At 72.2% G+C, this 18,366-nt stretch carries 12 protein-coding genes, 1 tRNA gene and 1 pseudogene; 9 read left to right on the top strand and 5 right to left on the bottom strand.

What is annotated here, in order from left to right:
• Positions 1-25: 25 nt before the first annotated feature.
• The 3 genes and pseudogenes from ACGFNF_RS24465 to ACGFNF_RS24475 all read right to left on the bottom strand — a co-directional run.
• The gene (locus ACGFNF_RS24465; RefSeq protein ID WP_393170919.1) at positions 26-2,659 is read right to left on the bottom strand and encodes a fibronectin type III domain-containing protein; all 2,634 of its coding nucleotides are present in this window, start codon (positions 2,657-2,659) and stop codon (positions 26-28) included.
• 155 nt (positions 2,660-2,814) lie between these two features.
• A complete protein-coding gene (locus tag ACGFNF_RS24470) occupies positions 2,815-3,648 on the bottom strand; it encodes a fibronectin type III domain-containing protein (protein WP_393170965.1) in 834 nt (277 codons plus the stop codon).
• A gap of 2,259 nt (positions 3,649-5,907) precedes the next feature.
• Positions 5,908-6,129: pseudogene (locus tag ACGFNF_RS24475) on the bottom strand (tetratricopeptide repeat protein); the annotation flags it as partial.
• Positions 6,130-6,351: 222 nt separating this feature from the next.
• Here ACGFNF_RS24475 and ACGFNF_RS24480 point away from each other — a divergent pair.
• Together ACGFNF_RS24480 and ACGFNF_RS24485 are read left to right on the top strand one after the other, a co-directional pair.
• Positions 6,352-6,438 (top strand) — tRNA-Leu (locus tag ACGFNF_RS24480).
• Positions 6,439-6,846: 408 nt separating this feature from the next.
• On the top strand, positions 6,847-7,026 hold the full coding sequence (locus tag ACGFNF_RS24485) for an amidohydrolase family protein (protein ID WP_393170967.1): 180 nt from the start codon (positions 6,847-6,849) through the stop codon (positions 7,024-7,026).
• 58 nt (positions 7,027-7,084) lie between these two features.
• Here ACGFNF_RS24485 and ACGFNF_RS24490 read toward each other — a convergent pair whose 3' ends face one another.
• Entirely contained in the window at positions 7,085-8,836 is a 1,752-nt protein-coding gene (locus tag ACGFNF_RS24490; protein WP_393170921.1) for an exo-alpha-sialidase, read from the bottom strand.
• A 360-nt stretch (positions 8,837-9,196) separates the two neighbouring features.
• Entirely contained in the window at positions 9,197-9,928 is a 732-nt protein-coding gene (locus ACGFNF_RS24495; protein WP_393170923.1) for a FadR/GntR family transcriptional regulator, read from the bottom strand.
• A 141-nt stretch (positions 9,929-10,069) separates the two neighbouring features.
• Here ACGFNF_RS24495 and ACGFNF_RS24500 point away from each other — a divergent pair, with 141 nt between their 5' ends.
• The 7 genes from ACGFNF_RS24500 to ACGFNF_RS24530 all read left to right on the top strand — a co-directional run bounded on the left by ACGFNF_RS24500 (position 10,070) and on the right by ACGFNF_RS24530 (position 18,347).
• Complete coding sequence (locus tag ACGFNF_RS24500; RefSeq protein WP_393170925.1) at positions 10,070-11,695, top strand: ABC transporter substrate-binding protein; 1,626 nt, start codon at positions 10,070-10,072, stop codon at positions 11,693-11,695.
• Between the two features lie 102 nt (positions 11,696-11,797).
• Positions 11,798-12,754 carry an ABC transporter permease gene (locus tag ACGFNF_RS24505; RefSeq protein ID WP_393170927.1) on the top strand — a complete coding sequence of 319 codons (957 nt, stop codon included), beginning with the start codon at positions 11,798-11,800 and terminating at the stop codon, positions 12,752-12,754.
• Positions 12,754-14,712 (top strand): dipeptide/oligopeptide/nickel ABC transporter permease/ATP-binding protein, encoded by a 1,959-nt coding sequence (locus tag ACGFNF_RS24510; protein ID WP_393170929.1) that lies wholly within the window; start codon positions 12,754-12,756, stop codon positions 14,710-14,712. The genes ACGFNF_RS24505 and ACGFNF_RS24510 overlap by 1 nt, the downstream gene beginning before the upstream one ends.
• Entirely contained in the window at positions 14,709-15,782 is a 1,074-nt protein-coding gene (locus tag ACGFNF_RS24515) for an oligopeptide/dipeptide ABC transporter ATP-binding protein (RefSeq protein ID WP_393170931.1), read from the top strand. Before ACGFNF_RS24510 ends, ACGFNF_RS24515 begins: the two co-directional genes overlap by 4 nt.
• Positions 15,779-16,717: a dihydrodipicolinate synthase family protein gene (locus ACGFNF_RS24520; RefSeq protein WP_393170933.1), complete on the top strand. Its 939-nt coding sequence runs from the start codon at positions 15,779-15,781 to the stop codon at positions 16,715-16,717. The genes ACGFNF_RS24515 and ACGFNF_RS24520 overlap by 4 nt, the downstream gene beginning before the upstream one ends.
• A 2-nt stretch (positions 16,718-16,719) precedes the next feature.
• On the top strand, positions 16,720-17,670 hold the full coding sequence (locus ACGFNF_RS24525; RefSeq protein WP_393170935.1) for an ROK family protein: 951 nt from the start codon (positions 16,720-16,722) through the stop codon (positions 17,668-17,670).
• Positions 17,667-18,347, top strand: coding sequence for an N-acetylmannosamine-6-phosphate 2-epimerase (locus ACGFNF_RS24530; RefSeq protein ID WP_393170937.1), 681 nt, complete (start codon positions 17,667-17,669; stop codon positions 18,345-18,347). The genes ACGFNF_RS24525 and ACGFNF_RS24530 overlap by 4 nt, the downstream gene beginning before the upstream one ends.
• Positions 18,348-18,366: the final 19 nt, after the last annotated feature.

Raw genomic sequence — 18,366 nt, forward strand, 5'->3', positions numbered from 1 at the left:
GGGTGGTGCTCCTTGCCTGGGTGGGTCAGCAGGTGGGCAGGTCCTTGATGTCGTCGCCGCCCTCCAGGTTGAGCCAGGCCCAGGGGATGTAGTTCTTCCCCTTGTAGTCGACCTGCACCCACCAGGTGCTCTGCTTCTGGTTGTTGTAGATCCAGGAATCGACGTTCTCGCCCGACTTCTTGCAGTACGCCTTCAGCCGGGTGCCGGGCTTCGCCCAGCCGGCCTGCTGGTCGTTGTCCTGCCGGGTGACCTTGAAGATCTCGTTGCCGTTGCGGCCGTCGACCTCCCTGTCGCAGTACGTGCGCTGTTCGCCGTCCGGCCCGTTCTTGCAGGTCGCGATGCCGTAGAGGGCGTCGGTCGCCTGGGCGCGGGTGCCGGTGCCCTTGCCGGCGGCGTTGCTCGCGGTCACGGTGAACGTGTACGCCGTGCCCGGGGTCAGGCCCGTCATCGTGATGCTGGAGCAGTTGCCGGTCTTCGCCGGCTCACCGCTCGTGATCAGCGAGCAGGTCGCCTTGCCGCCGCCGGCGTCCACGGTGAACGTCACCGTCGCCGACGTGGCGGTCGCCGAGGAACCGGTCACGGTGACGCGGGGCTCGGCCACCGTGCGGGCCGTGGCGGTGGCCTCCGGGCCGGGGCCGGCCTCGTTGACCGCCCGCACCTTCACGGTGACGTTCTGGCCGTTGCCCAACCCGTCCACCGTGGCCCGGGTGTCGGTCACCTCGCTGCTGCGCCCGCCCACGTCCACGACGTACTTCGTCACCGGCCGGCCGTTGGCCACCGCCGGGGACCACTGCACCGCGACGGCGCCCGGCCGGTCGGCCATAGTGGTCGCTCGCAGGTCGGTCGGCCGCTCCGGCGGCGCGTACGGCACGACGGTGTTGCTCACCGGCGAGGCCGCCGAGCCGGCGCCCCGGTCGTTGACCGCCACCACCGTGAACGCGTACTGCGTGCCGTACTCCAGCTCGCCTGCCGGCACCACCAGTTCCGTCCTGCGGGACTCGCCGGCCGGGGCGTTGGTGCCCGCCGACGTGGCCGTGACCACGTACTTCGCGATCCTGTTGCCCTGCCCGTTGGCGGCCGGCCACTTCACCAGCACCGTGCCGTCCGGGCGCTCCTGGGCGGTGACGGCGGCCGGCGGATCCGGCACGGCGGCCGTCGGTGTCACCGGGTTGCTGGTGCGCGCGGGACCGTCGCCCTTCGCGTTGACCGCGTGCACCGAGAACCGGTACGTCTCGCCGTTGGTCAGGCCCTTGATCTCCACGGCCCGCTGGTTGGCGCCCACCTGCACGCGCTGGCCGGCGCCCTGCACCACGTACCGGACGATCTCCGCCCCGTTGGCCGGAGCCGGCCGCCAACTCACCCGGGCCTGCGCGTTGCCGGCGGCGGCGGTGACGCCGCGCGGCGCGCCCGGCTTGCCCACCTCGGGCTTCTTCGGCGGGGGCGGCGGCGGGGGAGCCGGCGGAGGGTCGCCGCCGAGCACGTCGTTGGCGTACTTGTCGACCTCGCGGACCTGGTGCTTGTCGTCCACCACCTGCGCGGTCGCCGAGTCGGGGGCGTTGATGAAGAGGTGGTTCTCCCGCACCTCCAGCTCCAGCGGCCCGGTGCCCCGGCCCCGGATGGTGTCGACGAGCTGGCCGCCGGAGTCGAACGCGTAGACCGTGCCGGACGCCTCGTCGGCGCAGTAGTAGCGGCCGGCCCACGCCACAGCCGGGCTGAGCTTGTCGCCCGCGCCCGGCACCGTGAACGCCCGCACCGCGCCACCACTGTCGACCACGTGCACCCGCCGCTCGCCGGGCACCGTCACGGGCACGTCCGGCCCGCTCGTCCGCTCCGGCAGCGCGCCCGGCGCTGCCATCGTCAGCGTCGTCGTCCGGACCTTGCCGCCCTGCACCCGCACCAGCGTCCCGGCGGTGCGGTCGAGCACGGCGACGCCGTCGTCCAGGGTGGAGACGACCAGCTCGTGGCTGGCGTCCGCGACGTCGTACGTCTCGACCTTCTTCGGGCTGAGGCCGGCCCCGGCGGGGGCCGCCGACGCGGGCGTGGACGGCAGCGGCGCGGCGGTGACCGCCGAGACGGTGCCCTCGCTGGGCACCGCGATCCACAGGCGGCCCTCGCCGTCGAAGGATCCGCCGGTGATGCCCGGCGGGTAGCGCACCGGCTCGCCGATCGGGGTCAGCGACCGCGGGTCGAGCTGCCGGACGACGCCCTGCACGGCGTCGACGACGAACGCCGCGTCCTCGTGCAGGGCGACGTTGACGCCGAGTCCCGGGGTCGTCCGGGTGGTCGCGGTGATCTGGAGGGTGGCCAGGTCCAGCGAGCTGACCTGCCCGGTGTTCAGGTCCCGCAGGACCAGCAGCCGGTCGGTCTGGGTGACCTGCACCGGGTGCCGGCGGGCGCCCGGGACCCCGACGCGGGTGTCGACCCGCGCGGTGATCCCGTTGACGCGGGCCAGCTCGCTGCGCGCGGCGCTCCACAGCCAGGAACTCGCGTCGTGGCTCGCCACCGCGTTGTCCGCCGCGCCAAGACCGTGGACGGTGAGCCCCATGGCGGCCAGCAGCGCGGCCACCGTCGCGATGGTGACGACCCCGCCGCGCATCCGGCGGGGCCGGGGACGCGGAGGGCCGGTGCCGGCGTGCCCGGCGTCGTCGATGGTGGCCACTACCGGCTGCCTCCCGTGTCGTCCCTGGCAGGTGGCACGCCATGACGGCGACCCTCCCCTGAGCCGGGTGCCATCATATGGCCGGGTCGGAGGCATGGGAACCCGCACCGTCCCCCTGTGGACACCGAGCGTGTGCGCCGCGCCGTGGTGTCCGGTCAGCTCGACGGCGTGTCGCCCTCCCGCTCCGTGCAGACCTGCCCGGACGTGGCGAACGAGTCCGTCGAGTAGACCGCCAGCACCGTGAAGCAGTAGTCCACCCGCGAGTTCAGCCCGTTGACCGTGTAGCTGGTCCGGCCCGGGTCCACCGTGGCCATCACACCCAGCGCCTGGCCGGTCCGGCCGCCGGCCACCATGAACGGCACCCCGCCCCCCGCCGGGTCCGTCCAGTTCAGGGTGATCGTCGCCGAGTCGTCCTTCAGCGTCAGCCCGCCCGGCGGCGGGCCGGCCGCCGACGCGGACGGCGCGGCGGCCGACGGCGAGCCGGGTCCCGCCGGCGGCGCCGCGTCCCGGTTGAGCACCAGCACGCCCACGCCGACGAGCGCCACCACGGCCAGGACCGCGACGACGACCGCGACGATGACCGCCGTACGGTTCCGGCCGCCCTCCTCGGGCTCCGGCATCATCGGGTACGCCGGCGGCGGCGGCGGGAAGGCCGGCGCCTGCTGCTGCGCGGGGTGCCCGGCCGTCGACCGGGTCCGTACGGGCTGCGCCTTCATCGGGAACGTCTCGTCGATGTCGAGGTACGCCGGCGGCAGGTCGTCGACCCGCTCCCGCTCCGGCTCCGGCTGCTCCACCTCCTCCCGCTGCCGTTGCGACTCGGCCCGCTCCAACTCCTCCTCGACGTCCGGCTGCTCGGCGTCGGTGTCGGTGTCGGCGTCGGTGGTCGCACCCGTGAGCGCCTGCGGGGGAGCCGTGCTGCTCCACGGCGGCGCGGACATGCTCCACGGCGGCGCGCTCACCGGCGGCTGGCCCCCGGGCGGGGCACTCACCGGCGGCTGAATCCCGGGGGGCGCGCTGAACTGCTGCGGAAGAGCGGGCGGCGCGCTGACCGGCGGTGGCATCACCGACGGCGGGGGCGGGATCGGCGGCAAGGGGGGAACCGGCGGCGTACTGACGCCCCGCGGCGGTGCGCTGAAGGGTGGGCTGCTCGTCGGGTGCGCGGGCGGCGCGCTGAACGGCGGGCTGCTCGTCGGGTGCGCGGACGGCGCGCTGAACGGCGGGCTGCTCGTCGGATGTGCGGGTGGCGCGCTGAATGGTGGGCTGCTCGTCGGATGCGCCGACGGTGCGCTGACGGGGGGCGCGGGCGGTGCGCTGACGGGCGGGCTGCTCGTCGGGTGCTGCGCGGGCGGTGCGCTGACCGGAGGCGTCGGTGGCGCGCTGACGGAGGACGACGGCGGTGCGCTGACTGGCGGTGCGCTGATCGGCGCGGCGTGTGCCGCTGCAGGTGGCGTGTCGAGCGGTGGCGTCTCGGGTGACCGGGCGGGGCTGACCGGAGCATCCGGCCCGGCGGGAGTGCCGGCGGCGCGAGCGATCTCCTCGGCGAGCAGCGGTTCGATCTGCTTGACCTGGATGGTCGGCTTGGCCCATCCGGGCGCCGGCCCCGCCGGACGCTCCGGCGGCGCCGCCGCCTCTGGCGCCGGGGCGGTCGCCTCCGGGGCGGATGCGCGCGGGGCCTCGTCGACGGAGCCGGTCAGCCGCGAGGACCGGCCGTCCGGCGCGGCGGGCTCGGGAGCCGGCTTGTCCAGTCCGGGTGCCGCAGCGCTGGTCGCACCGGTGGAGGACAACGGTTGGGCGGCGGGCCCCGCTGTCGTTGCGGGCGGCGTGGTGCTCGACGGTGACGCGGCTCCGGGCGCCGCCGTCCCGGCCGACGGGCCGACGATCGGGGACGCCTCGTCGGCGGCCCGGTGTCGCAGCGCGACGGCGGGTCCCGTTGGGGGCATCGCAGCCCTCGCCTGTGCGGGCGGCTCGGCGCCGGCCGGGGAAGGAACGGGCGGCTCCGGCGCGGCCGGCGCGGTTGGGGCAGGCGGCTGTGGCGTGGCCGGCACAGGCGGGGCGGGTGGCTGCGGCGTGGCCGGCACGGATGGGCCGGGCAGCTCCGGCGCGGCTACGACGGGAGCGGAGGCCGCGTGACGTGGGGGCGGCGGAGCGGGTGGCGGCACGGCAGGCGGAGACGACACCGGGGCCGCCGTCGCTGGCGGGGCCGGCGGCTGCCCGGTCCTCGGGGCCGGAACGACCGAGGCCACCCCGGCCGTCGCAGGCGGGGCGGGACGCGGCGGGCGCTGCGGCGCAGGCGTGGCGGGACCCGGCATCGTCGGCGGTTGGGTCGGTCCGGAGGGAGGCGCCCAGGGAGACTGCGGTGACGCCGGTGCGGGGCGTTGCGCCGGGACGACCGGGGGCGGCGGGATGGGCACCGCCGGGGCGTACGGCGACTGCGCCGAGGGCGGCACGGCCGGAGGCGGGGGTACGGCGGCACGGGCCGGCCCCGGTGGCGCGGGCACGACCGGCGGCGGCGGGATCGTCGGTGGTGGCGGGATCCGCTGCGGCGGGGCGGCGTACGGGGTGGCCTGCCCTCGCCCGGGGGCATGCGGTGCCTGCGGCGGGGCCGGCACGTGGGGTGGCGGCGGCGGGGCCCACGCCTGCCGGGGCGGGGCGGGCACCACCGGCGGGGGCGGAATCTGGGCGCCCTGCGGCGGGGCCGGATACGGCTGCGGCGGCGCGGGCGGCATCTGCGCCGCGTGGCCGGCCGGGTAGGGCGGCTGCGGGGACGCCGCAGGGTGCGGCGCCGGGGCGACCGGGGTGGCGCGTCCCACGCCGCGTACGCCCGGAACGGGTGGCGGCGGCGGGATCGGCGGGGTGTGCGGGGCTGCCGGCGGGCCGCTAGCGACGTGCGGCGTCGGCTGCGCGGCGGGCGGCTGCGGGGGGCCGGCCGCGGCGGGCTCGTGCGGCCGCCAGGTGGTGGAGAGCACCGCAAGCGACATCGTCGGCTCGGAGAGCGCGGACATGGCGGGCCGCGCGGCCGGCGGCGCGGGTTGAGGGGCGGGAGCGGCGTCGCCGAGATACTGCCGTGCCGTGCGTACCGCAGGATGGTCGGCGCCGAGCACGGCGGGCCCGAGGGTGGCGACGCGGGTGTAGTTGCGGCGTGCCTCGTGCCGGTTGCCCAGCTCGTCCGCCACGGCGGCCAGCTCGAAGGAGAGCGCAAGCATCAGCGGATCGGACGGCGGCCAGAGGCGCTCACCGGCGGCGAACGCCTCCTCCAGCACGCGCCGGGCGGCACCCGGGTCGTCCGCCTCCCGGTGCAGGCGGGCCAGCAGGTGCGCGGTGCTCAGCACATCCGGGTGGTCCTTGCCGTACGGCGGCCGGGCGGAGCCGACGGCGTCGTTGAGCAGTCGACGGGCGGAGTAGAGATCGCCCGCGGCGCGCAGGGCGAGCGCCCGGTGCTGCACGGCGGCCAGGGGAGAGGGATGGGACACGTGGCCATGCTGCCGCGTGAGGCCTGTCGGACGCTACCCAGGTCCACCGGTTGGCTGCGGCTCACACGGGTCCGGTCACCCGTCCGACCTGCGGCGACCCATCGGCCGGAAGCTGATGTGCATGATCCACCCGGGCCGTGTACAGTAACTCCCCGTGCGGCCCACCAGGGCGGCCGACGGGTGGAAGATCGCCTCGGTCGACACGGTAGGCTGGACGAGTAGGTCCGGGTGGCGGAATGGCAGACGCGCTAGCTTGAGGTGCTAGTGCCCGTATAGGGCGTGGGGGTTCAAGTCCCCCCTCGGACACCAAATTGCAGCATCCATGCTGCGTTTCGCGTACTGGTGGTCAAGCGCGCTTGATCACGGGATTCCCGCCCTAACGGCAACCTCTATCGGGACTGTCTCCCGTGGTGCCGATCGCCATGGCTGACGCAACAGTCGCCGCCCTGGTGCCTCCGGCACTGACGGGTCGAATCCGCGAAGGTGGCCGGCAACCAGAAAGATCGCTACGTCGTCCACCATTGCCGCCGCCAGACTTTCCGACGCCACGCGCGGGTGGCATGGTGTATGGCTCGGCCGCCATCGGCGTCAGTGGCCGAGTTGCCGACCGGGCGATCGTCCGCGCGCTCGGCTGGACATCAGGCACCCGTCTTCATGTTCATGAAGACGCCGGGCTCATCGGCGTGCGGGTGAGGTCGCAAGGCGACTTCACCATCACTGGTCGAGGCCGGCGCGTACGCCTCCTACGAGGAGCACCTCAAGGGGCGGTTGACCCCGGGAATGCTCGCGGATTTCATCGCGCTGCCCACCGACCCGTACCGGGTCGAGCCGGCGGCTCTGCGCGACCTCACGGTGGCGCTCACCGTGGTCGGCGGAGTGGTGCGCCGGCAACGCTGACTCGAGCCCCGGTCGATCCACCTGCGATCGACCGGGGCTGGTCCGTCGTCGGATCTGCTCAGGCTCCCTTGACCCAGTCGAGGCTGAAACGGGCGAAGTAGATGCCTCCGGTGTTGCCGACCTCGTACAGGTTGCCGATCCTGCCGTCGGAGAGCACGGCCATCGTCGAGTAGCCCGCGCCGCCCGGTTTGAGCAGCGCCCGGGCCGGCCAGCTGGCACCGTCATCGGTGGACAGCCGTACGGTGAGGTCGTTGCGCGCGGTCGGGTGTGCGTTGTTGCTGAACAGCGCCGTGCGGGTGCGGATCGGTGCCCGGTTCGCGCCCACCTCCGACGGGCGCAGGTAGGACACCTCGTCGGCGTTGCAGAGCGGATCGGTCAGTAGAGGGCTGGCCGTGGCCGGACCGAACGTCGCGCCGCCGTCGGTGGATGTGGCGTAGAACCGGCTACGCGTGCCGTTGTGCCGCATGTTCTGTACGACGGCACCGGTGCCGCGCTCGATCGCCTTGCTCTCGTTGATGTTTCCGCCGGCGGATCCGCCGCGTCGCCAGGTCACGCCGTGGTCGTCGCTGTAGATGTTGCCGGCGTGGCTGGTGCCCGCCGCGTCCCGGTAGGCGATCGGCTGGACCAGGCGTCCGGTGCTGGTCTGGATGCCGTGGCCGGAGGAGAAGAACACCTGCTGCCAGGACGGGTCCTTGACCGCCGGGTTCAGCTCCACCGGAGCGCTCCAGGTGGCGCCGTCGTCCCTGCTGCTGATGTACCGCAGATGCATGCTGTTCGGGTCGTCCGCGGTGTTCAGACCGGAGCTGCCCGACCAGAAGCTGATGCCCGGCCTGGGGGAGTACGTGAAGAAGCAGTAGACGATCCCGGTCGCGCGGTCCACCAGCATGCTGGGATCGCCCGCTCCCTCACGGGTGGTGGCGGGGGCGTGGATGATCCGCGGCTGTTCGAAGCTGCGTCCGCCGTCGGTGCTGCGCATCATGGCGATCTGGATGTTGTTGGTGCCGCCGCCGAGGTCGTAGGAGCCGTCGACGCGCGCGTCGGCGACGGCGATGATGGTGCCGTTGTTGGTGACGGCCATGCCCGGGATGCGGACCGAGGCGGCGGTGCCGTCGTAGCGGCCGTTACCGCCGTTGAGGTTGCGGATGACGGTTTGTGGGGTCAGCAGGGTCGTGGTGGTCGACTGCGGGGTGCCGGCGACCAGGTCGCATCCCGTGGTGCCGCGCAGTGTGGTGTCGAAGCCGGGGGCGGTGACCCGCAGTTGGTACGGGGTACCGGTGCCGACCGTCCAGTAGTGCGATTGGTTGCCGCCGGCAGCGATCGTGCGGGTCCACGGTGAACCGGTGCGTCCCGGCCACGTGACGGTGAAGTCACGGGCGGTGGCGGTGCGGTTCTCCAGCACCAGTTGGAGACGGCCGGCCGTGCAGTCGAAGCTGGCCAGCGCGGACATGCCGGTGCCGCAGTGGAAGATGCCGGTGGAGATGTCGTCCAGGCCGGTCGGAGTGGTCGTCCGCAGGGTGTACGCGGTGCCGGCGGCCAGCGTCCAGTGGAGCGGGGTGCTGCTGCCCGCGGTGACCGTTCGGGTCCACGGGGAGCCGCTGCGTCCCGGCCAGGTGACGGTGTAGGTCTGCGAGCTGGTGCTGCGGTTGTCCAGCAGCAGGATCAACCGGCCGGTCGTGCAGTCGGTGCTGATCGTCGCCTGTACTCCGGCAGGAGCGGCGTGGGCCGGTGTGGCGGGCAGCATCGCGGCGACGCCAAGGAAGGTCACCACAGCGGCTGTCAACCGGCGTGGCATGGCTCGGACAGGGGGCACGGGGGATTCCTTCCGAAGCGGGGTGGGGGCTCGGCATCCGATGGGCATAAGACGTCAGATGTACGATGTCGTGACGCTAGAGGGCGACCGTGCGCGTCGTCAAGAGATCGACAGGGATGCGGCTCACTGCCCCAGCGGCACCGTCGCCGCCAGCGGGCAGGACGGTGTCGCCGGGGGAGGCCGGCGCGCGCTCGACGAATCTCACCGGGCGCCGGTGGATCTGCCCTTTCCCGTTCCAGGTCCGCTGGGGCGCGTCAAGGCGCCGTCAGGCGGCTGCCCGACGGTGGCGGCAAGGAGGTGAAGGTGGTATGGCGGGGGCGCGCCGGCAGTCAACCGGCTGCGGAAGGGGCCGCGGTCGATTCAGGACCCCACGGCGCGGGCGATGTTCGCCCGGATGGGTGCGTAATGATCGGCGATGGCGGAGTGCAGCGCCCCCGCGTCGCCGGCCACGACAGCGTCCACGATCGCGCGGTGCCGCTGGGCGGTGATCACCCGGTCCTCCGGCTCGGTCCGCAGTGTGGGGGCCACGATGGCCTGGACCTGCCAGAACGCCTCGGTCAGCTGGAGGATCAGGTCGTTGCCCAGGGGCTCCATCAACTTCAGGTGGAATGCCCGGTCGACCTCGATGAAGTCCTTTCCCTGGTCGGCCAGGCTCTCCATTTCGCCGGCCAGCGCGGAGAGGGCCTCGCGGTGCTCGTCGTCGAGGACGGCGATGACCTGCGTCGACAGGCCCTGCTCAAGGGTCTGCCGGACGTCGACGACCTGCCCCAGTACGTGGTGATCCTCCTCGCCGCTGAGCAGGCCGCGGAAGGTCAGGCTCTCCACGAGGGCGTTGAGGGACATCCGGCCGACGAACGTGCCGTGACCATGCCGCACCTCGACGATGTCGAGCGCAGAGAGGATCTTGACTGCCTCGCGCACGCTGGAGCGGCTGGCGCCCACCGCCTCACAGAGCTCCGCCTCGGTGGGCAGAATGTTCCCCGGCTTGAGGCGGTTGCGCAGGATGTACTCCTTGATCTTGGTGGCGACCTCCTGCCGACGGGGACCTGGGCGCTCCGCACCACGTAGTGGAGACGCGTCAATGGTCGTCATCTGCCCCTTGCCCTTCCCTCATGAATCTGACACGCTCCACCCTACCGGCATCAGATGTCAGACGTCAGACACCGTTACCTTCGAAATCCCTCAGCGTGAGCGGGTGACGCGAGCGCATGAAGAGCCTATGGAGGCAGCTACGTGAGCACCACCGTTAAGCCATCGGGGAGTTGGCGCTTTCGCACGCGCCGACTCCGCTCGCTGGCCGTCGCGTCCACCGCGGCAGCCCTCGCGCTCGGACTGGCCGCCTGCAGCGGCGGTCCGGCCTCGACCAACGCCGTCGAGGGCGGCAGCGGGGGGAACTCCATCGAGACCACCCTGGCCTTCACCCTCTCCAGCGGTTTCGATCCCGCGAACGCCTCGTCGGCGGTCGCGACGGCGGTCAACCAGCACATCTTCGAGGGGCTCGTCGATCTCGACCCGGTCACCCGCGAACCTTACCGGGCGCTGGCCAAGGAAGACCCGGTGGCCAGCGCCGACGGGCTCACCTACACGGTGGCCGTGCGGGACGGCGCGAAGTTCTCCGACGGGACCCCGGTCACCGCCGAGGACGTCGCGTGGTCCTTCGAGCGCGTGCTCAAGCCGGCGGACCCTAAGGCCCCGCCGCTGATGCAGGGGTTCGTTTCGTTCATCGATTCCGTCACCGCCAAGAACGCGACGACGGCCGAGTTCAAGCTGAAGTACCCGTTCGCGCTGTTCGTCGAGCGGATCTCCGTGGTCAAGGTCGTTCCGAAGGTGAAGACCGTGGACGCGGCCGCCTCGAAGGCCTTCGACACGTCCCCGATCGGCTCCGGCCCGTTCAAGATGGACAGCGCGTCCAAGGAGTCGGGTATCAAGCTGAGCAAGAACCCGAACTACTCCGGACCCCGTCCAGCCAAGGTCGACACGATGACGTGGAACACCACCTCGGAGGCCTCCGCGCGGGTGTCGGACCTGCAGGGCGGCCGGGTCCAGGCCATCGAGTCGGTGCCGTACCTGAACGTCGACTCGCTCAAGGACAAGTACACCGTCGAGGCGAAGCAGGCCTTCAACCAGGTCTTCCTCATGTTCAACTCGTCGGCGGCACCGTTCAACGACAAGCGGGTGCGCCAGGCCCTGCACTACGCGATCGACAAGGACGCGGTCATCAAGACCGCGCTCAACGGCTACGGCAGCCCGGCGACGAGCTACCTGGACGAGGGCAACAAGGACTACCAGAAGGCCACCACGGTCTACGACCACAACCTTGACAAGGCCAAGGCCCTGCTCAAGGAGGCCGGCGTCACCACCCTGTCGTTCCAGCTCGACACCACCGACAACTCCGTGGTGAAGGATGTCGCCCCGCTGGTCATCGAGCAGTGGAAGAAGATCGGCGTCAACGCCAGCCTCAACACGGTGCCGTCTTCGGCCATCTACGGTGACATCGTTCCGAAGGACACCTTCCGGGTGCTGATGGCCACCGGAGATCCCAGCGTCTTCGGCGTCGACACCGACCTGCTGATGCGCTGGTTCTACTACGGCGAGACCTGGCCGGGGCAGCGTTACCGGTGGAACGCCACGGACCGCAAGACCATGGCGGACCTGCTCGACAAGGCAGCCCAGACCCCGGACGAGGGGGCCCGCAAGGCCCTGTGGAAGCAGGCTCTGGACATGGCGGCCGAGGAGGTCGCGCTGTACCCGATCCTGCACACCAAGGTCGTCACCGCGTACGACCCCGCGAAGCTCACCGGCTTCTCGGGCGCGGCGACCACCGGCCTGTACTTCCTGGGCGTCAGCCGAAAGGGCTGAGCCCGCCTCGGCGGGCCGACCCCGCCCCCTTCGCGTCCCGCCCAGCCCTCGCCCCTCGGGCTGGCGGGACGTACCGGCGGCCCTCGACGAGAGAAAGACACCATGCTGAGCGTTCTGAGCCTGGTCGCGCGACGACTCCTGACCCTGATACCCCTGGTACTGGGCATCACCCTGTTCGTCTTCGTGATCATGCAGTTCTCCCCGATCGACCCCGCGCTGTCCGTCCTCGGTGACCAGGCGACGCCCGCGCAGGTTGCGGCCTTCAAGGAGGCCAACGGTCTCAACGACCCGCTGCCCCTGCGGTACCTGCACTTCCTGGGCGACCTGGTCCGGGGCGACCTGGGCATGACCTTCCCGCCATCCGTTCCGGTCGCCGACAAGATCGCCCTGGCCCTGCCGCTGACCATCCAGTTGACGGCCCTCGGGGTCGTCGGCGCGCTGGTCATCGCACTGGCCCTCGGTATCCCCGCGGCGCTGTACCGGGACCGCTGGCCCGACCAGGTCATCCGGTTCGTCTCGATGGCCGGGATCGCAATGCCGTCCTTCTGGCTGGCCCTCCTGCTCATCCAGGAGTTCTCGGTCCGGCGCCCGGTCTTCCCGACCGGCGGATACGTCAACCCCACCGACTCGGTCGGCCTCTGGCTGCAGTCCCTCGCCATGCCCGCGCTCGCTCTCGCCGTGCCGGTCGGTTGCACGCTCGCCCGGATCGTGCGCACGTCGATGGTCGAAGAGCTCGACAAGGACTACGTCCGTACGGCGATCGGCGCCGGGCTGCCGCCCCGGGTGGTGGTCGGACGCAACGTGCTGCGCAACGCGCTCGTCAATCCGCTCACCGTGCTGGGCCTGCGGATCGGCTACCTCATCGGCGGCACGGTCGTCATCGAGGCCATCTTCTCGCTGCCCGGCATGGGCACCCAGATCATGAGTGCCGTCCAGCAGAACGACACCGCCCTCGCACAGGGAACCGTGCTGACGATCGCCGTCGGCTTCGTCGTCGTGAACCTGGTCGTGGACATCCTCTACCTCTTCGCCAACCCTCGACTGCGCGGAGGCCACTGATGCGCCGCACCCTCACCGCTCGGCTGTCGCAGCCCGGCATGGCCTTCAAACGGCTCGGCCTCACCGCCCGGATAGCGCTCACTTTCGTCCTGCTCGTCGTCCTGGTCGGCATCTTCGCGCCGCTGCTGCTGCGGCACGACCCGGCTCAGGCCGGCCTCGGCCCGGCGCTGACCGGCCCGAACGGCGACTACTGGTTCGGGCTGGACAAGCTCGGGCGCGACGTCTTCTCCCGGCTGGTGGCCGGCACCCGGCGTTCCCTGATCGTCGGCTTCGGCGCCGCCGGCATCGCCCTGCTGGTCGGCGCGATCCTCGGCGCGATCGCGGGCACCAGCCGGAGCGCGGTCGACGAGGCCGTGATGCGATGCCTCGACGTCGTCATGGCTTTCCCCGCCATCGTGCTCTCCGCCCTGCTGATCATCTCCTTCGGGAAGAACAGCCTCCTGGTCCTCGTGGTCGCGATCGGCTTCGTCTTCATCCCGTCCATCGCGCGCATCGTGCGCGCCAACGTGCTCTCGCAGTACCGCGAGGACTACGTGGCGGCCGAGCGGATCATCGGCGCCCGGCGTCTGCACATCCTCTGGCGGCACGTGCTGCGCAACTGCGCCGCGCCGATCCTCGTCTTCGTCACCGTCATGGTGGCCGACGCGATCGTCTTCGAAGCGTCCCTCTCCTTCATCGGCGGCGGCCTGGCACCCCAGGAGGCCGATTCCTCGTGGGGCTCGGTCATCGCCTTCGGCAAGGAGATGGTGCAGATCGGCGGCTGGTGGGCCACGTTCTTCCCCGGCGTGCTGATCCTGCTCACCGTGCTGGCCCTGAACGTGCTCTCCGAAGGGATGTCCGACGCCTGGGCCGCCCCGGCGGCGCGGCGCGCCACCGCGTCGTCCGCCGGTGACGCGCAGGAGGAGGCACAGCCGGGCTCCGGGGAGATGGTCCGACTTCCCGGTCTGCCCGAGGCGGCACAGCGACTGCGCGGGCGCGCCCGTCCGCTCCCGCAGGGGGAGCCGGTACTCGAGGTCCGCGACCTGTCGATCGGCTTCGAGGCCCGCCATCGGGGAGTCGACATCGTCGACGGCCTGACCTTCGACGTCCGCCCCGGCGAGGTCCTCGGCCTGGTGGGGGAGTCGGGTTCGGGCAAGTCCCTCACCTCGCTCGCCGTCATGGGTCTGCTGCCGCAGGGGGCCCGGGTACGCGGGGAGGTCTGCTTCCAGGGCACGGATCTGCTCACGGTGAGCACGAAACGACGTCGTGCCCTGATGGGGCGCGAGATCGCGATGGTCTACCAGGACGCCCTCTCGGCCTTGAACCCCTCACTGCGCATCGGTCCCCAGCTCGCCCAGATGATCCGCCGTGGCGGTACCCGGCCGGCCGAGGAACTGATGGAACTGGTAGGCCTGGACCCGCGGCGCACCCTGGCCGCGTACCCCCACGAGCTCTCCGGCGGGCAGCGGCAACGCGTGGTGATCGCCATGGCCCTGTCCCGGGATCCGCGCCTCATCATCGCCGACGAGCCGACCACCGCGCTCGATGTCACGGTCCAGGCGCAGGTCATGGAGCTGCTGCTGCGGCTGCGCGGCCAGCTGGGCTTCGCGCTGATCCTGGTCAGCCACGACCTCGCGCTGGTCAGCGACGTCGCGGACCGCGTGGTGGTGATGTACGGCGGGCAGATCGTCGAGAGCGGTGTCACCGCCGATGTGGTCGGGGCACCGGCGCACCACTATGCCCGTGGCCTACTCGGCTCCGTGCTCTCCCTCGAGGCCGGCGCGGAGCGGCTCACCCAGATCCGCGGCGTGGTGCCGTCACCTGCCGAGTTCCCGGCGGGATGCCGGTTCGCCGATCGCTGCCCCATGGCGACCGAGATCTGCCGCGAAGCGGTGCCCCGCCTCGAGGGCGACGCCGGCCACCGCTACGCATGTCACCACCCGGCCGTCAACGTCAGGGAAGAGGAGCTGACCCGATGAGTGCGTCAGTCCCGCGCGAATCGATCGTCGAACTGCGCGACGTGCACGTGGTGCACCGCACCCGTGGAGGCGGCCTGTTCGGCCGCGAGCGGGTGTACGCCCTCACCAACGCGGACCTGACCGTTCGTGCCGCCGAGACCATCGGTGTCGTCGGTGAGTCCGGCTGCGGCAAGTCCACCATGGCCAAGGTGCTGGTGGGGCTCCAGCGGCCGACGAGCGGCTCGGTCGCCTTCACCGGCAAGGACGTCTGGTCGATGAGCGCGTCTGAACGACGCCACCACATCGGGGCCGGCGTCGGCATGATCTTCCAGGACCCCGCCACGTCACTGAACCGGCGCATGCCGGTCCGCGACATCCTGCGCGACCCGCTCGACGTGCACCGCCGCGGCACCCGCAAGCAGCGCGAGGAGCGGGTCAGCGAGCTGATGGCCCTGGTGGGACTGCCCAGGTCGGTCGCCGACGTCCTGCCGAGCCAGCTCTCCGGTGGTCAACGGCAGCGGGTGTCCATCGCGCGTGCCCTGGCTCTGGAGCCGGGACTGGTCATCGCCGACGAGCCCACCAGCGCCCTCGACGTGTCGGTACGCGCGCAGATCCTCAACCTGCTCCTGGACCTGAAGGACCGCCTCGGACTGGCCATGGTCTTCGTCTCCCACGACATCCAGACGGTGAAGCGGATCAGTGACCGGGTGGTCACGATGTACCTCGGCCGGATCGTGGAGCAGACACCCGCGGCCGGGCTCCCGGAGACCGCCCGGCACCCGTACACCCGGGCACTCTTCTCCGCTACGCCGGGTCTGCTCTCGCCGCTGGATCCCATCCCGCTCGTCGGCCCCGTCCCACTCGCCACCCGGCCGCCCAGCGGATGCCCGTTCCGCACCCGCTGCTGGAAAGCGACCGACGTCTGCGCCACCGAGATGCCGCCGGTCCGACCGGGCGGCGACACCGGCGGCTCCCACGAGTTCCGGTGCTACCACCCCGTTGCCGCTGGTTCCAGCGGCACCCAGCTGGTCGAGCTCGCCAGAACTGCGACCGGCCGCACCACCCCCCTACATGTCGAGGAGTCAGCGTGACCACCCCAGTCCCCCGGTTCGCCGGAGTCGTGCCGCCGGTCGTCACGCCCCTGACCGAGGACGGTGCGGTCGACGTCGCCTCCCTCGAACGGCTCGTCGAGCGGATGCTCGCCGCCGGCGTCGACGGCATCTTCGCCCTCGGCAGCTCCGGCGAGACCGTGTTCCTCACCGACAGCCAGCGGGACCAGGCTCTGGAGACCGTCGTCAAGACCGTCGGAGGTGCCGTACCCGTCATCGCCGGTTGTATCGAGCCGACCACCCGCCGGGTCCTCGACCGAGCCGGAGCGTCGGCCCGCCTGGGGGCCGACGGTCTGGTGGCGACGGCCCCCTTCTACGCCATCGTCGGCCCGCACGAGATCGAGCGGCACTTCCGGTCCCTCGCCTCGTCGGTCGAGCTTCCGCTGCTGGCTTACGACATTCCCGTCTGCGTGCACAGCAAGCTCTCCCCGGACCTGCTGAGTCGGCTGGCGGCGGAGGGGCTCCTCGCCGGCGTCAAGGACTCCAGCGGCGACGACGTCGCCTTCCGCCAGTTGGTGCTGGCGATCGCGGAGCGCGCACCGGACGCCGGCTTCAGCCTGTTGACCGGGCACGAGGTGGTGGTCGACGCGATGATGCTCGCCGGCGCCTCCGGCTCCGTTCCCGGCTTGGGCAACGTGGACCCGGCGGGCTACGTGCGACTGCACCAGGCCTGCGTCGGCGGTGACTGGGACACCGCCCGACGCGAGCAGGACCGCCTGACCCGCCTGTTCCGCATCGTGGATGCCGCCGATCCGGCGACGGCGGCCGGAGCGACCAGAGGTGTGGGCGCGTTCAAGACCGCCCTCGCTCTGCTCGGCGTCATCGACAGCAACGCCGTGTCACTGCCCCTGCGGCCGCTCGACGCCGATGAGGCCACCCGCGTGCGTACGCAGCTGGAACTGGCAGGGCTCCTCTGAACATGTCCGAGGCAAGCACGCCCCGAGCCGCTGCCGACGAGGTGGTCGCGGCGCTCGACATCGGGGGCACCAAGACCGCGGCGGCCCTCGTGACGAGGCAGGGGATGGTCGTCGACCGGGTCACCGCCACCACCCCCGGCCGGGCCGGCGCGACCGCCGTCCTCGACACCGCGGCCGATCTCGTCCACCTGTTGACGGCGAGGGCGGCGGGCACGCGGGTCCGTGCCCTCGGCGTCGGTAGCGCCGGAGTCATGGACAGCCGAACGGGCCGGGTGCTGTCGGCCACCGACGTGCTCACCGGCTGGGCCGGCACGGACCTGCGCGGGAGACTACGACAGCTGCTCGACATCCCCGTGACCGTCATCAACGACGTGCACGCGCACGCACTCGGGGAGGTTCGGCACGGCACCGCCACCGGGTACGAGACAGTGCTCTTTCTCGCCGTCGGCACCGGCATCGGCGCCTCGTTCGTCGCCGGTGGCAGCGTGCTCGCCGGCGCACACAGCGCGGCCGGTCACGCCGGGCACCAGGCATCCCCGTACGCCGGGTCGTTGCGCTGTCCCTGCGGCCGACGGGGACACCTCGAAGCGATCGCCGCCGGACCCGGCCTCGCCAAGGAGTACGCGCGGCGCACCGGCAAGCCGGTCGACGACCTGCGGTCCGTGGCCGCGCGCGTCGAAGCCGGCGACGAGACGGCCAGGGAGGTCGTCCTGCTGGGCGGCACCGCGGTCGGCTCGGCCGTCGGCGGCCTGGTCAACATGCTCGATCCGCACGCCGTCGTGGTCGGCGGCGGGGTCACCGGTCTCGGCGAACCCTGGTGGCGGGCACTTCGCAGCGCCGTACGGCGGGAGACGTTGCCCAGTCTGTGCGACGTACCTGTGCTGGCCTCGACCCTCGGTGCGGACGCCCCACTTGTCGGCGCCGCCTCGCTCGCCTGGGAGGCCACCGAATGAACGCGTTGATCGGGCAGCTCCGCCACCGCCTGGTCGTCTCCTGCCAGGCCTACCCAGGTGAGCCGATGCGCGACCCGGACACGATGCGTCGGGTCGCTCTCGCCGCCGCCGACGGCGGGGCTGCCGGCATCCGCGCCCAAGGGCTGGCGGACATCGCGGCCATCCGGGAGGCGGTCGGCCTCCCGCTGATCGGGCTGTGGAAGGACGGCGACGGAGACGTCTTCATCACTCCCACGCTCGACCACGCGCTGGCGGTGGCCCGGGCCGGGGCGCACATCGTCGCGCTGGACGGCACCTCCCGACCACGGCCCGACGGCCGCACCCTCCGCGAGACCGTCGCCGCCATCCAGGAGCAGACCGGAGCCCTGGTGATGGCCGACTGCTCCACCTTCGACGAAGGGGTCGCCGCCGCCGCGGCGAACGCCGACCTGGTCGGCACCACCCTGGCCGGCTACACGTCGTACACCCGCAAGCAGGCCGGGCCGGACCTGGACCTGGTCGCCCGGCTCGCCGCCGAGATCGACGTGCCGGTGGTCGCGGAGGGCCGGATCCACACCCCGGATCAGGCGGCGCAGGCGCTGCGGGCCGGCGCGTGGGCGGTGGTGGTGGGCACCGCCATCACCCACCCCAGCACCATCACCAGCTGGTTCGCCTCGGCCGTCGCCGACGCCAGATAACCGCACGGAGGTCGTCACT

This window comes from Micromonospora sp. NPDC048868, from assembly GCF_043198195.1.
Taxonomy (GTDB): Bacteria; Actinomycetota; Actinomycetes; order Mycobacteriales; family Micromonosporaceae; genus Micromonospora; species Micromonospora reichwaldensis.

What these genes read in the sequence shown, in the direction of transcription:
- ACGFNF_RS24495 (WP_393170923.1), bottom strand. Translation starts at nt 9,928, where the DNA reads ATGACGACCATTGACGCGTCTCCACTACGTGGTGCGGAGCGCCCAGGT.
- ACGFNF_RS24505 (WP_393170927.1), top strand. Translation starts at nt 11,798, where the DNA reads ATGCTGAGCGTTCTGAGCCTGGTCGCGCGACGACTCCTGACCCTGATA.
- ACGFNF_RS24510 (WP_393170929.1), top strand. Translation starts at nt 12,754, where the DNA reads ATGCGCCGCACCCTCACCGCTCGGCTGTCGCAGCCCGGCATGGCCTTC.
- ACGFNF_RS24515 (WP_393170931.1), top strand. Translation starts at nt 14,709, where the DNA reads ATGAGTGCGTCAGTCCCGCGCGAATCGATCGTCGAACTGCGCGACGTG.
- ACGFNF_RS24525 (WP_393170935.1), top strand. Translation starts at nt 16,720, where the DNA reads ATGTCCGAGGCAAGCACGCCCCGAGCCGCTGCCGACGAGGTGGTCGCG.
- ACGFNF_RS24530 (WP_393170937.1), top strand. Translation starts at nt 17,667, where the DNA reads ATGAACGCGTTGATCGGGCAGCTCCGCCACCGCCTGGTCGTCTCCTGC.